The sequence below is a fragment of the Emergencia sp. 1XD21-10 genome, from assembly GCF_009936045.1.
Classification (GTDB): Bacteria; Bacillota; Clostridia; order Peptostreptococcales; family Anaerovoracaceae; genus Senimuribacter; species Senimuribacter intestinalis.
This window is the reverse complement of sequence record NZ_QWEQ01000041.1, coordinates 1-13,639: the sequence shown is the minus strand read 5'-3', so window position 1 is coordinate 13,639 and position 13,639 is coordinate 1. Positions and strand designations below refer to the sequence as shown.

The 13,639-nt window shown below is 44.5% G+C and carries 17 protein-coding genes; 2 read left to right on the top strand and 15 right to left on the bottom strand.

Annotated elements, in window-relative coordinates; all coding sequences use genetic code 11:
• Positions 1–193: 193 nt before the first annotated feature.
• Both D1151_RS15685 and D1151_RS15680 read right to left on the bottom strand, forming a co-directional pair.
• Positions 194–1,054, bottom strand: coding sequence for a DNA-3-methyladenine glycosylase (locus D1151_RS15685; RefSeq protein ID WP_161909501.1), 861 nt, complete (start codon positions 1,052–1,054; stop codon positions 194–196).
• Between the two features lie 3 nt (positions 1,055–1,057).
• Entirely contained in the window at positions 1,058–1,861 is an 804-nt protein-coding gene (locus D1151_RS15680; RefSeq protein WP_160203165.1) for an Asp23/Gls24 family envelope stress response protein, read from the bottom strand.
• A 70-nt stretch (positions 1,862–1,931) separates the two neighbouring features.
• Here D1151_RS15680 and D1151_RS15675 point away from each other — a divergent pair, with 70 nt between their 5' ends.
• Complete coding sequence (locus D1151_RS15675) at positions 1,932–2,102, top strand: DUF362 domain-containing protein (protein ID WP_160203164.1); 171 nt, start codon at positions 1,932–1,934, stop codon at positions 2,100–2,102.
• A gap of 75 nt (positions 2,103–2,177) precedes the next feature.
• Here D1151_RS15675 and D1151_RS15670 read toward each other — a convergent pair whose 3' ends face one another.
• From D1151_RS15670 to D1151_RS15615, 12 genes are all read right to left on the bottom strand, one after another.
• Entirely contained in the window at positions 2,178–2,846 is a 669-nt protein-coding gene (locus tag D1151_RS15670; protein WP_160203163.1) for a redox-sensing transcriptional repressor Rex, read from the bottom strand.
• Between the two features lie 85 nt (positions 2,847–2,931).
• Positions 2,932–3,168 carry an acyl carrier protein gene (gene acpP / locus D1151_RS15665; RefSeq protein ID WP_160203162.1) on the bottom strand — a complete coding sequence of 79 codons (237 nt, stop codon included), beginning with the start codon at positions 3,166–3,168 and terminating at the stop codon, positions 2,932–2,934.
• Positions 3,169–3,261: 93 nt separating this feature from the next.
• Complete coding sequence (gene abc-f / locus D1151_RS15660) at positions 3,262–5,208, bottom strand: ribosomal protection-like ABC-F family protein (RefSeq protein WP_161909500.1); 1,947 nt, start codon at positions 5,206–5,208, stop codon at positions 3,262–3,264.
• Between the two features lie 22 nt (positions 5,209–5,230).
• Positions 5,231–6,247 (bottom strand): tRNA (adenosine(37)-N6)-threonylcarbamoyltransferase complex transferase subunit TsaD, encoded by a 1,017-nt coding sequence (gene tsaD / locus D1151_RS15655; RefSeq protein ID WP_161909499.1) that lies wholly within the window; start codon positions 6,245–6,247, stop codon positions 5,231–5,233.
• A 28-nt stretch (positions 6,248–6,275) separates the two neighbouring features.
• On the bottom strand, positions 6,276–6,452 hold the full coding sequence (locus tag D1151_RS15650) for a hypothetical protein (RefSeq protein WP_160203159.1): 177 nt from the start codon (positions 6,450–6,452) through the stop codon (positions 6,276–6,278).
• Positions 6,453–6,519: 67 nt separating this feature from the next.
• On the bottom strand, positions 6,520–6,963 hold the full coding sequence (gene rimI, locus D1151_RS15645; protein ID WP_161909498.1) for a ribosomal protein S18-alanine N-acetyltransferase: 444 nt from the start codon (positions 6,961–6,963) through the stop codon (positions 6,520–6,522).
• Positions 6,964–6,966: 3 nt separating this feature from the next.
• The gene (tsaB, locus tag D1151_RS15640) at positions 6,967–7,764 is read right to left on the bottom strand and encodes a tRNA (adenosine(37)-N6)-threonylcarbamoyltransferase complex dimerization subunit type 1 TsaB (protein WP_161909497.1); all 798 of its coding nucleotides are present in this window, start codon (positions 7,762–7,764) and stop codon (positions 6,967–6,969) included.
• Positions 7,752–8,171: a tRNA (adenosine(37)-N6)-threonylcarbamoyltransferase complex ATPase subunit type 1 TsaE gene (tsaE, locus tag D1151_RS15635; RefSeq protein ID WP_160203156.1), complete on the bottom strand. Its 420-nt coding sequence runs from the start codon at positions 8,169–8,171 to the stop codon at positions 7,752–7,754. Before tsaE ends, tsaB begins: the two co-directional genes overlap by 13 nt.
• 16 nt (positions 8,172–8,187) lie before the next feature.
• Complete coding sequence (locus D1151_RS15630) at positions 8,188–8,727, bottom strand: ECF transporter S component (protein WP_161909496.1); 540 nt, start codon at positions 8,725–8,727, stop codon at positions 8,188–8,190.
• Complete coding sequence (pepV, locus tag D1151_RS15625) at positions 8,724–10,166, bottom strand: dipeptidase PepV (protein WP_161909495.1); 1,443 nt, start codon at positions 10,164–10,166, stop codon at positions 8,724–8,726. Before pepV ends, D1151_RS15630 begins: the two co-directional genes overlap by 4 nt.
• Positions 10,166–10,390 (bottom strand): NifU family protein, encoded by a 225-nt coding sequence (locus tag D1151_RS15620; RefSeq protein WP_160203153.1) that lies wholly within the window; start codon positions 10,388–10,390, stop codon positions 10,166–10,168. The genes pepV and D1151_RS15620 overlap by 1 nt, the downstream gene beginning before the upstream one ends.
• A gap of 42 nt (positions 10,391–10,432) precedes the next feature.
• Complete coding sequence (locus D1151_RS15615; RefSeq protein ID WP_161909494.1) at positions 10,433–11,641, bottom strand: ABC transporter substrate-binding protein; 1,209 nt, start codon at positions 11,639–11,641, stop codon at positions 10,433–10,435.
• Positions 11,642–12,186: 545 nt separating this feature from the next.
• Here D1151_RS15615 and D1151_RS15610 point away from each other — a divergent pair.
• Positions 12,187–12,654: a hypothetical protein gene (locus D1151_RS15610; RefSeq protein WP_161909493.1), complete on the top strand. Its 468-nt coding sequence runs from the start codon at positions 12,187–12,189 to the stop codon at positions 12,652–12,654.
• Positions 12,655–13,234: 580 nt separating this feature from the next.
• Here the strand turns inward: D1151_RS15610 and D1151_RS15605 are convergent.
• A partial coding sequence (locus D1151_RS15605; protein WP_161909492.1) for a sigma-70 family RNA polymerase sigma factor occupies positions 13,235–13,639 on the bottom strand: 405 nt, incomplete at its 5' end.

The window sequence follows — 13,639 nt, the reverse complement described above, 5'->3', positions numbered from 1 at the left end:
AACTTAACTTTAACACAAAAATGAGATCTTGCAATTTTTTTATTCAGTTGTAACACATCTATTGTAAACCTACAAAATTCAAAAAATATGTAATTTTTCTGATTAGTTTTACATTCATACAATTCAGCCCACAAAAATAAGCCGAAAACTGCTTTACAGCAGTTCTCGACTCCCTTCTCAAAAAATAATTATACTATTTTCTTGCGTTCAAATTTCTGATGTAATAGAACAGGTATTGCTGTGCAAACCCTCCAAGGGCTCCAAAGTGCTCGTCAGCATATGCTTTCATGGCTCCATGATTTTTTTCATCAATTCCATAGAGTCCGCTCATCACCCTTGCCACCCAGACATCAATAGGAAAGCTGCCCGTCTCCCCCATGCCAAAGAGAGCAATGCAGCTTGCAACTTTAGGTCCTACTCCACAAAGAGCTGACAAATCCTCTACATTCTCAGGCATTCCTTTCTGACATACAATTTTTGCAGTTTCAATCAGATATTTCGCTCTATATCCCAGCTTCACCGGCGCCAAATCTTCCACCGTTACCAACGCCAGTTTTTCTGGAGTTGGCAAATCATACCATGCCCTTCCCTCAAAGACACCGACCGGCTCTCCAAGCAGCTCCGCAAGCCCCTCTATACAGCCCTTAATCCGCGGAATGTTATTGTTCTGTGAAATAATAAAAGAAACAATAGTTTCCCACAAATCCTGATTCAGAATTCGGATTCCCCAGCCAAATTTGACTGCCTTTCTCATGACTTTATCACCACGACAAAGCTTTCGTTTGAGTTTCCCATAGTCTCTGTCTAAATCCAGATATTGACTCCAGAAATTTTCAAAATCTGCTTTCGTACAGTTGCTTATCTGCAGTCTGCCGCTGCCGCCTTCCGCTTCCCCTTCATATGGCTCAAAGGCAATATTTGCAATTCTCCCTCCGGCAACACCAGTATAAGAGCCGTCCTCCTGCCGCTGCCACCGAAAGCACTGCCCGCATTCAAAGACATGCACAGGGAAAAAATCTTCAACGTCTTCTATTGTATATATTCTCTGTTCCATATTCTACTCGATCCATCTGACTTCTACATTGACCTTAACCACGTTAAATGCCGTCATGTACTCCACCGTCTCAGCCAGTTTCTGCTGAAACTCTATGGCGCTTTCCCATATCAGCGCCTGCGCCGATGCCGCTACAGCAATATCAATAATCAAATTATCCGGCGCCGTATTTTCATAAATCTTTAAAACTCTTGAAATCCCTTCTGACTCACCTGCTACACAGTCTGCAATATCCTTCATTACCGAGTCGGAAATAAAAAATTCTCCCATATAGCTGAACGTCGGTCTCACCACTGTCTTTTCCGGTTCCTGAATTTTCCCGCCGATTCCGCGCAAAATCCGAAGAGGATCCAGAAAATATCCGGCAAAATCACGTTTCAGCTGCAGAGTCGGTGCCGGAATGACGTGTTTTCCAAGCATATTCCTCTGCCTGTTTGCCGTCTCCCTTTCCTCTTCTGTAGTAATATCTTCAATATAAATTCGTTGACTGACAGCAGGCAGACCCAGCCTTGCTACAATCTTGTCCGTCATTTTGTCGCTGGTTCCAATAATTAAGATGGATTTCGGCTCCATCTCCCGAATCCGGTCTGCCACCGTCTGCGCATGTTCGTCCAGAGTAAACAACGCCGTCTTAATGGCGCCTACCATAGTTTTTTGGCGCTTTGCAGAAATCCCCGCCTCCACGCGATTTTTATAAATAAAAAGCCCATCATCAATGATACTTTCAATATTTCTCGCCTTACACAGATGAATCGCCTGATAGGATTTTCCTGTTCCACTTTTCCCCGTCAAAGTATAAACTTTCATCTTTACTATTACTTGCCCTTCTGTTATAATGGTACTGATTTAAAAAATGTCTTATAAGGAGGATAATATCATGGCTTATAAAATTACAGATGCTTGCATCAGCTGTGGCGCATGTGCTGCAGAATGTCCTGTAGAAGCTATCTCCGAAGGCGAAGGTACATATGTAATCGACGCAGACAAATGCATCGATTGCGGCGCTTGCGCTGGTGCTTGCCCGGTAGATGCTCCGGTAGAAGGTTAATCGAAAACTAACCAAACTGATAAGGCTGTACCCAAAAGGGACAGCCTTATTTTCTTTTGCCATGAAACAGCCGCCTTACTCTTCTCTTTCTTTCTCCTTTAGCGCTGTTTTCTTTTTCTGAATGTCGTTCATGTGATATGCTAAAGAGTGAAGGCTGTCAGAAAGATGTACATTTTCCAGCGCCACATGCTTTGGTACTTCAATATCTGTCGGCGCAAAATTCCAAATCCCCTTTACACCGGCGAAAGAAAGCTTGTCCGCCACCTCCTGCGCATTTTCTCTGCTGACACAGATGATTCCAATATCAATTTCTTCCTCTTCAACAAATTCTACAATATTTTCGTAGTCCATAATTTCCATTCCGTCAAGGTCTTTTCCTATCAGTGTTGGATTGATCTCAAAAACACCGTATACTTTAAATCCCTGCTTATGAAAATGGGTATATTTTGCAATTGCCTGTCCCAGATTGCCCGCCCCCATGATAACCATGCGGTACTCTTTATCCAGGCCTAAAATTGCGCTGATTTCGTCATAAAGCCCTTCTACGCTATAGCCGTAGCCCTGCTGTCCAAAACCGCCAAAGTTATTTAAGTCCTGACGAATCTGAGATGCTGTATAACCAATCAGATTGCTGAATTCTTTGGAGGAAATCTTTTCTACACCCTTTTTCTTAAGTTCAATGAGATAACGTCTGTATCTTGGCAGTCTCTTGATGACTGCGTTGGAAATCTTTGCATTTTTCATTTGACTAATCACCCTCTCTCAAATCATAGCAGTTTTCTTATGTTATTACAAAAAAGCCCGCCATAGGCTGACGGGTTTTCCATAGTTATTCCTGTTCACAATTTTCTTCAACATATCTTACTAAATCGCCTACTAACTGGAACTTCTCTGCATCTTCGTCAGCAATCTCGATATCAAACTCATCTTCGATTGCCATAATAATTTCTACAGCGTCCAAAGAATCAGCCTCGAGATCCTTCATCATATTGGTATCCATTGTTACCATAGATTCTTCTACATCCAGCTGATCCATAATAATAGATCTAATTTTATCAAAAGTCATAACCAACCTCCATTTGTCGTTACATAATTACAGAATTTATTATAGTAGACTGCCCTATGTAATGCAAGAAAAATTTTGGAATTTCTTAGTTTTTTACTCCAATTCCATCCATTTTTCGTATGCATCCGCAAGCTCAGCCTGATATTTCTCGTTCTCCTCCGTTAATTCTGCCAAATACTGATGATTTGTCAGATTCGCTTCATCACACATTTTCAGCTCATTTTCTGAAATCGCATTCTCCAGCTTTGCAATCAATACCTCAAGCCGTTCCTTTTCTCTGGCAATGCGGCGTTCCTCCGCCTCCTGCTTCTTCTTTAATGCCCGTTCTTCGGCAGCACTCAGCTTTTGATCCTCTTCCTTGTTTAAAACCGGCTGTGCCTCCTTGTGACTCATTTCTTTGAGATACTTTTTTCCGCTTTCCAGGGACGCCTTTTTTTCCACGTAATAATCATATGTACCAAGGTACTCTGTTAGTCCGGTCTTTTCCAGTTCTAAAATTCTAGTCGGAATTTTGTTAAGGAAGTATCGGTCATGAGATACAACGATAATCGTGCCAGGGTAATCCAAAAGTGCCTCTTCAAAGACCTCCTTAGAATCGATATCAAGATGATTCGTCGGTTCATCCAGAATCAGTACGTTAGCGCCGCTCATCATCAGTTTCAAAAGCGCCAGACGCGCTTTTTCTCCGCCGGAAAGAGAGCCCACCTGTAAAAATACCTGGTCGTTTTTAAATAAAAACCTTCCCAAAATAGAGCGGATTTCCGCATCTTTATACAGGCGATAGGAATCATGCACTTCGTCCATGACTGTGGCGCTGTCATCGAGCAGAAGCTGCCCCTGATCGTAGTAGCCAAATGCTACGTTATGGCCGATTTTCAGGTATCCGTCACTGGGAGAAAGCTCTTCCATCAGAATCCTAAGAAGTGTAGTCTTTCCCACACCGTTAGGTCCCACGATACAAATTCGCTCGCCCCGCTTGATATCAAAATTCACGTTGGCAAACAGGTCTTTTCGGCTGGCGCCAAATCCAAAGGACTTTGCCAGATTTTCACCATAGAGCACATCGTTTCCGCTCTGATACTCCTGGCGGAAACGAATCTTCATCTTACCCTGCTCCGCTTCCGGACGCTCCAGCCGTTCCAAATGTTCCAAACGCTTTTCTCTGGAAGCCGCACGCTTAGCAAGCTTTTCCGTTCCCCGCTCTTTAAACCTGCGAATCATATCCTCCTGCCTGCGAATTTCGGTCTGCTGCTTATTATATGCACGCATCTCCGCTTCCCGCAGGGCTCTTTTTTTCTCCGCAAAAGCAGAGTAGTTGCCGTCGTAGCACCTAAGCTTATGGTGAGACACCTCAAAGATCCGGTTGGTCATCTGGTCCAGAAAATACCGGTCGTGGGAAACCATGACAATAGTCCCCTTATATCCCTTCAGATACTGTTCCAGCCACTTTAAAGTACCGATATCCAAATGGTTGGTCGGCTCATCCAAAAACAAAATGTCCGGTTTTTCAAGAAGCAGACACGCCAAAGCAAGGCGGGTTCTCTCACCACCAGAAAGAGTGCTGATCTTTTTGTCGTAGTACTCCGGTCCAAATGCCATACTGTTGAGAATGCCGTACATCTCACTCTTGTAGGCATAGCCGCCTTCATTTGCAAAGGTGTCCTGCAGCTTTGCATACTGGTTCATCACGCAGCCGGCGGACGCCCCCATCTCGCTGATTTTCACGGAAAGCTCCGTCAGTTCCTGTTCCATCTCCTCGATGGGCTTAAAAATCTTCCGCACTTCCTCCAGCACTGTAGACTCCGTGTCGAAGTTATTTTTTTGTTTCAAATAACCTATAGTTGCGCTTTGGGAGAGAAAAAACTGTCCGCCGTCAGCAGAAAGCTCCCCCGATAAAATATTCAAAAGGGTAGTCTTGCCAGCGCCGTTAGCGCCCACAATACCCACTCTGTCTCCTTCATTGATGTGGAAGGAAACCCCTTCCAAAATAATATCCACGCCATAGGTCTTCGTAATATCTTTTGCTGATAAAACAATCATGTCATTACTCTCCTATCGCCAGTTAAATTGCCATGCTCGGATCCGCATCCATATACAGGTCGCAAGCCCCGAACGCCTTGTATTTATAGTATGCAGCGCAGGCAATCATTGCTGCATTGTCAGTGCACAAAATCGGCTGGGGAATGTACAGTCTCACCCCTGCGTCGTCACAAGCCTTCTGCAAATCCTGCCGCAGCTTGGAATTTGCCGCAACACCGCCTGCCAGCACTAGTTTATCCTGTTTTCTTTCCTTTACTGCTTCCATAGTCTTTGCCACGATTACATCAATGACTGCTGCCTGAAAGCTCGCCGCCACATCCGGCACAGAAATCTCCCGTCCCGCCTGCCGCTCTGTATTCAAATAGTTCAGCACTGCTGTCTTCAGACCGCTGAAACTGAAATCCAGACTGCCTTTTTCCAGAAAAACTCTTTTAAAAGCAATCGCATCCGGATTTCCTTCCTTCGCCACTTTATCGATTTTCGGACCGCCTGGATAGCCGAGACCGATGACTCTAGCCACTTTATCATAAGCCTCACCCACTGCATCATCTCTGGTGCCGCCCAGCACTGTACAGCAGTTATAGTCCGTCATCTCCACAATATTGGTATGTCCGCCCGACACGATGAGACACATAAAAGGCGGTGCAAGCTGTGGATAAGCAATGAAATTAGCACTGATATGCCCATGCATGTGATTGACCCCCACCAGCGGAATATCTCTGGCAAAGGCAATCGCTTTGGCTGTTGCCACTCCCATGAGAAGCGCGCCGATCAGCCCAGGACCGTTGGTCACACCGATCAGGTCAATGTCGGAAAGGCTGATGCCCGCCTCAGCCAGCGCCTGGTCGATGACGCCGTTGATATTCTCAAGATGATGGCGAGATGCAATCTCAGGCACCACACCACCGAAAGCCGTATGAATATCAATTTGTGATGAAATAATATTGCTGAGCACCTTTCTGCCGTCCGCCAAGATTGCCACCGATGTTTCATCACAGCTGGACTCAATGCCCATGGTCAAAAATGTTCCGTCTTTCATTACTCTTCCTCTAATTTCTATTCCAACATCACTTTACCATGCAGCGGTCGTCGTGTCCAAGGTGCCTGCAGTTCTCACAGGACTGGTAGTCCGCCATGGTAAACGTGTCAAAGTCGTATCTGCGTTCGAATCTGTTGCAATGGGTGCAGATTTCCATCAAATCCCCATATCTGTCAATGTCGTCATAAGGTAAATTCTGTTCCATGCTATTTTCCTCCTTATTACCTGGTTACCGGTATTTTTACCGTCTCCGGGAGGAAATATACAAGGGTTTATCTGCGCCACATAATGATGGCATCTTCTCCGTTATCCTCATAATAGCCTTTGCGAAGTCCCTCCTCCGCAAAGCCAAATTTCTTATATAGCCCGATGGCAGGCGCATTGCTTGCCCTCACTTCCAAGGTGTGCGCCTTAACACCCTGTTTGCCTGTCACATCAATCATAGTTCCTATCAGCGCCATGCCGATATGTTTTCTGCGAAAGTCCGGTGACACGGCGACATTGGTTATGTGCCCCTCATCCACGATAGACCATACGCCTACATAACCGACAACTCTGCTGTCCACCTCCGCTACGATATAAAGCGACAGAGGATTTTCCGAAAGCTCGTAAGCAAGAGACTCTCTGGACCAGGGAACCGCAAAACACTGCTGCTCCAAAAGCTCCATCAGATCCAAATCTGCGGGCACACCTTTTCTCAAAATCAGCTCCGCCATCTCTTACCTCGCCTTAAAGCGCGCCATCTTCGCCGCACGCTCTTTCTCCAGAGTTCCGTCCTTCAGCTTCTGTTCTGCTTCTGTCGCCCGCATATATTCAGGCAGAAGCTGGGCAAAAGGCAGTATCTCCCCCGCCTTAAACTTTTCCAGTGCGCAAAGTGCCGTCATGGACGCCAGCTGATATCTTTCTTCTTTGTCGGCAAATGCAACTTGCACTGCGCCATACTTTTTCGCCATATCCGCCGCAAAAGCAGCAAGCTCCTTCTCATAAGCGTCAATGCCGTCGCCGTAAACTTTTACGCTCATCGCCTGGGGCATGCCGCAGGGAAGCTCGCTGCGCTGCGCCTCTAAATACCGATCCAGCGCCTCAAAACAATCCGTCAGCATATAGGGTCCGCTCTCTAAAATATCTGCGCCATTTTCATCATAAATGCCGCCGTATACCTGTCCTCTCCGTGCATTGAAAAGAACCATGACAGCAGCACTTCCGTCACACTTTGTCTTGAAAGAATCCAAAGTCGGCACCGAGACAGCCGGAATGGAAAGAGCCTGAGAAATAGCCCGCGCCGAAGCCACGCCGATTCGGATGCCCGTAAAAGAACCCGGTCCAACCGAAGCGGCAACTGCTGCAAGTTCTGATTTTGCAGCACCCTTTTCATCAAGGAGCGCCTGCGCCATCGGCATTAAATCCTTCAGATGGTTCATTTCTTCCGCAGAAATTTTGCAGAAAACTTCTCCCCTTTCATCTATAAGGGCCGCTGAGCCCTTTGGACCTGTGGTCTCGATTGCTAAAATGTACATTGATAAATCCGCTCTCCTTCGTTTTCGCCATACTCGATGAAAATACACAAGGTCTCATCAGGTAAAATCTCTGCTACCTGATCCGCCCATTCCAAAATGGATACCCCCTGTCCATAAAAGTATTCCTCTGCGCCGATATCAAACAGCTGTGCGGCGCTTTCAAGGCGGTACACGTCAAAATGATACAAGGGCATTCTGCCGGAGTAATACTCTTTGACAATTGTAAAAGTAGGGCTTGTGAGCATTTCTCTCACCCCAAGCCCCTCTGCTATGTATTTGGTTAATGTCGTCTTTCCCGTGCCCAGATTGCCAATCAGCGCAATGACAGTGCCCGGTTTTAGGCTCTTCGCAAGTTCATAGCCAAAAGCCTTCGTATCCGCTTCGTTTCTGATAATAATTTCTCTCATAATTTCCTCAAAGGCTTTATGCTTTGTGCAAAAATCCTGAAATCCGCTTATATATAAGGAAGGTGACGATTGCATTAAGCCCCGCCTTTAAAATATTAAAAGGAATAATGACGGGAATTAACATGCCCACAACCACCTTTGTCGGCACGCCCATAAACGCCGGCGTCACAAAATAGTTAAACACTACCATAGCAGCTACCGTTACTAAAACACCTGCTACCAGTGCAATTACAGCCTCTTTCTTGGTTTTTTTGTGCCTGTACAGACAGCCTGCAACGATGACAAAAAGTCCCGTAGCCAGCATGTGCATGAGAAATCCATACACGCCGGAGCCGCCCAGCATAAAAGCCTGAATCAGACTGACAATTAAAGTTACCAAAAGACCTGCAATTGGTCCAAAGGCAAAGGTTGTGATATAAATTGGAATATCGGCTGGGTCATACTCCAAAAACGGTGCTGGCGGAAATGGGATTCTGATTAAAAGTACCAGAACACAAGATAATACCACCATCATGGCAAGCTTCGCAAGCTGTGCCGTCGTTAATTTATTCTTCATTCTTCCTCCGTAAATGTAAAATCTTCCTGCGTCAGCTGATAAATCGCCTCCGCATAAATCTTTGTCATAGTCATAAATCGATCTATGGAAATACGTTCGTCTTTCTGGTGCATGCGGTCTTCATCCCCCGGAAAAATTCCGCCGAAAGCAATGATGTTCTTTGCCGCTTTGGCATAAGTACCGCCGCCGATGACGATAGGCTTGCTTTCTGTATCGCCAGTATGCTTCTGATAAATGCCCACTAAAGTCTTTATCATCGGACTGTCCGGCGCCATATAGACAGACGGTTTTCCAGAAACTTTAATCAGCCCCATGTCGTATTCATTCAGTGTTGGCAAAATTCCTTCGTAGACCTGCTCTTCTGTTACTGTGACCGGATATCTTACATTGATATTTAAAGTGATAGAGCCTTTGTCATAGTGCACAAGACCCACATTCAATGTCAGCTTGCCCGACTGCGCATCTTCAAATCCGCAGCCAAGGTTCTTACCGTTGACATCAAAACCGATGTATCTCCGATAAAAATCAAAAAATACATTGAGTTCATCGCTGGAAAAGTTCAGATTTCCTAAAAACTCCATCATGACGGAAATAGCATTCACGCCTGCCTGCGGATATGCCCCGTGAGCAGACTTGCCTTCCACGGTGATTTCTAAGGACTTTCCAACACCCTTGGTATTGACCTTAAATCCTCTTTCTGTGCGGAAAGCTGCAGCCAGTTCTTTAATCTGACTGTAGGTTTCAGAACTGTCACTGTTTACCACCGCTCTGGCTTTTTCTGCCACCATGTTGGTTGCACTGCCGCCGCTTAAGCTGCGCAAAGTCAAACCGCCGGACTGCTTAGGAAGCTTTCTGGCAATCTCAAAGACCATCATGCCCTTTTCGCCGTTGAGCGCAGGAAAATCCGCATCCGGTGTAAATCCGTAATCCGGCATCGGTTGACGGGCGAAATAGTATTCCATGCCTTTCCATTCGGTTTCTTCATCCAGCCCTACAATCAGCCGCACTTTCTTTGCCGGCTCATAGCCCGCATCTTTCAGCGCCTTCATGGCATAAAGGGCTGCCACCATAGGTCCCTTGTCATCTAGGGTTCCCCGTCCATAAATGTATCCGTCCGATACCGCTGCACTATAAGGTGCAAAACTCCAGCCCTCGCCTTCGGGCACCACATCCAGATGTCCTAGAATTCCGACGGTTTCCGTCCCCTGACCGAAGTCCACGTGCCCGCCGTAGTTATCTATATTTTTGGTTTCAAAGCCCAGTTCTTTCGCTTTTTTTAAAAAACACGCAAAAGCATCCTGTACACCTTCCCCAAAGGGAAAAAGTTCTCCCTCTCTGGTAGTCACAGGATCTGAAACGACACTTTTGATAGACACAAGGTCTTGCAGCGTTTCAATCTGCAAGTCCTTGTTTAGGTCTATATTTTTGATATAATCCATTAGTCTACTGCTTCCACTCCGGCAATTTCAGGATAGCTTTCCTTCAGAACCTTTTCTACGATTCCTTTTAAAGTCATTCTTGCACCAGGGCAGCCAGCGCAGTGTCCCTGCAGTCTTACTTTTACAATGTTGTCTGCAGTCAGTTCTACGAATTCAATATCTCCGCCGTCTCTCTGCAGAATTGGTCTGATTGTATTCAGCGCATCTTTAATCTTCTGTTCCATTTAAAAAATCTCCTTTATATTAAATTTAATTGTTTAACTAGACTATTTTACGGTATAAATTGAGACAAATCTGTCTTCCTGTATCACATCAATATTGATTGCCTTCTTAGGTTCTCCACTTTCATTAAAAGAAATGTCTCCCGAAGCCCCTCCAAAATTTTCCGTCATCAAAAGTGCATCTTTCACTTTGGTGCCGCTTACATCGCCGGCCTGCTCAATAGCCTGTACTGCAAGCATATATGCATCAAATCCCAGCGCTACGGCCTCAGGCGCCTCATCCTTGCCATAGGCTTTTTTGTATGCGGCAAGAAACTCCTCATAAAATGAGCCCGTCACAGTTTCGACTTCTGCACCGTCTGCCGTCTCTGCTGTAAAATCTGCAGCAACAGCTATGGTAATCTGCGGATATTTCTGCTGCAGTTTAATCAAGTCGTCACTGTGCCAATCCTTTGGTCCGATAAAGGTTACTGCATTAATACCCGCTTTATCTACTGCGTCAAACATTTTTTCTGCATAAGACAGAGATACCGGCATAAAAATCGCCTGTGCGCCTGAAGCTTTCAGTCGCTCTGCGAACTTTTCGCAAGTCTTTACATCCTGTGGAAGTTCTATACTTTCTACAATACATTCTTCATCGTCTGTCAGCTTTTCAAGTCTGGCAGAAAACTGGCTGACCATCTCTGTGGAGGTATCCTCATCGCGCACCTTCACGACTGCTGCCTGTTTTAACTGAAGTGCGCTAAACACATACTCCGCCAAGGCTCTGCCTTGACTGGCATCTGTAAATGATACTCTGAAATAGTACGAATTATTGGCAGTAATCAGCGGATTAGTCGCCGTAACTGCAATTGCCGGAATTTGCTTCTCGCCAAGTTTCTGGCTTGCAATCAGCGATACTGCATCCCCATAGCTTCCGAGCACTATAGCCGGCTGCTTCTCTATCAAAGCATCTACTGCGGTTTCTGCCGCATAAATGTTGCTCTGTGTATCAGCATAAATCAGTTCGACTTTCTTTCCTGCTATCTCAGGCACCAGATTGTGCGCCAATTCGATTCCCTGTATTTCCAAGTCGCCCATTGGACTGTCATTTCCCGTCTGCGGCTCCAAAACGCCGATTCTTATCGTGTCGGCAGCCTGTCCTTCTTTTTCAAAAAAAGCTTCTTTAAAATTTTGATATGTGCTGCAGCTTGTCATAAAAAAAACGGCACAAACCAATCCCGCCGTCAAAGCCGCAAGTCTTGTTCTTCTCATAGATTCCCCTCTTCTACCCGAAAGTCTGAGTGTTTACATGGGTACACTTCATTATACTATATTTGAAACAATTGTAAACCTTTTTTGTGTGAAGCTCCCGTGTTAAAGGCATGAAAATCCGATTGAGAAGGACACTTAACCTAAATTGCGATTATTGAAAAAAAGTGTATAAGAGACTTCTCCTGAGACTTCGTGAATCTTGCATTTCATGCAAGATTTCAGATGAATTCATAAAAAACCCACGCAAAATGCAAAACTTAAACAAAACAATAGGGCTAAATATCTGTAAGAACAATCATTAAGCAAATTTTTTCAAATGTGGTTATACATTTTTTTAGCATTTTTTATTTCTCGGTTAAGAATTACAGGTTCCCCTTATACACTTTTTCTAAAAAAGTCTGTTTTAGGTTAAGCCTTTGTACTGATAAACCATCTTTCAGAGAATCAGTTTTTTCATGCGCTTACCGCCCACATGTATTATAAAAAAGGTGTATTCGACAGAATTTTCTAATTACAGACAAACTTCGAAGTTGACAAGGAAAACAATGCAAGATATACTTGCCTTGCGAAAGTTTACTCTTATCAATATTGAAAGGAAAATCATGAAAAAAAAATTCATCTGCATGTTTCTCATGCTCACTTTAACCCTGGGAATGACTTCTATTTTTGCCTTTGCGGATACAGGTTCGACATATAGTACTGGCGCTGTCGGATTTACCACTAAAAGAGTTAGCGATACAAAAGCGATTGCTGGTGCTGTTGTACATTTTTCTTCCACAGCTAAAAGCTACACCGTCACTATCACTTTACAAAAAAAATCCGGTAGCAGTTGGGTCACTGCTACCGATGTCACCGGTAATACCATCAAATACACTGGTTCTAATAAATCTAGTGTAATGACTTATGATGAGTGGACTGTAAAAAAAGGGGTTGTCTATAGAATCAAATGTGTTAGCGTGGATAAATATGACGGTATTCAATACTCAAGCACTAGCTATTCCGACCCGTTTTAGAGATAGTAATTATCATCTCTCTAAAGCATCTACAATCCTACCATATTCTTCATCAGAAAAGCTTCCTATCAAAATACATAAATCCTTCCCGATAATAAAATGTATGCTAGCTTCTATATCATCTTTAAATCTAACCTCCACACCTTCATCAGTTTTAAAAGCTCTATCATAATCTTTGATAATTTCCAACTCAGTTCCTACAGTTTGTGTTAATTGGAATCTTTCCTCATTCTGTACAAATATATACGTATATGTATTAAACAATCCACTTGCTTCTACTGCCAACTCTGAAAATTCATACCCTTCCGGAACATACTGCGGTATCAAAAGCTGCGGGTATTTCTTTTTCACACCATCAACCTTCTTCCAGTCATCAACGATGATGCTTTCTTCACCTGCATTTTCTCCTGGTTCGCCTCGACCTTCTTTCACAATGGTATTGTTGCCCTCTTCTGTAGTAATCGGACCATTTTTCCCAGCAATTGCAGCATCCGGCACCAGCAAGTTCATTGCACTAAAAGTACCTGCGCAAACAATCACAACACAGGATATCGCAGCCATATACTTTCTCTTTCTAGCCCTACTCCTTTCCTTGGCAGCTGTGACCCAGCCTTCCAACACCTCTGCGTCTAGTTTTGTCTTCTTCTCGTGTCTCTTCAGTGCCGCTCCTATCTCCTCCATAAACTTCTGCTCGTTCTTCTTCATGTTTTCTCTCTCTTCTCGTTTCATGCTTTCCCTCACTTATCATTTTCTCCAGTTCTTTTTTCGCTCTGCGTTCTATCGTTTTCACCGAATTGTAATTCATCTTTAAAAGCTTTGCTATCTCCACCATGCTCAATTCCGATACATAGCGGAGTCTGATTATTTCCGGCGCTGGCGGCTTTAGACTATTTACCATTTCAAAGATGTCTTCATCGCTGAAGTCTATCTTTGACGCATATTCTTCTGCGCTAATCCTGTCAAGCTCCTGCTCACAGGACTCGTA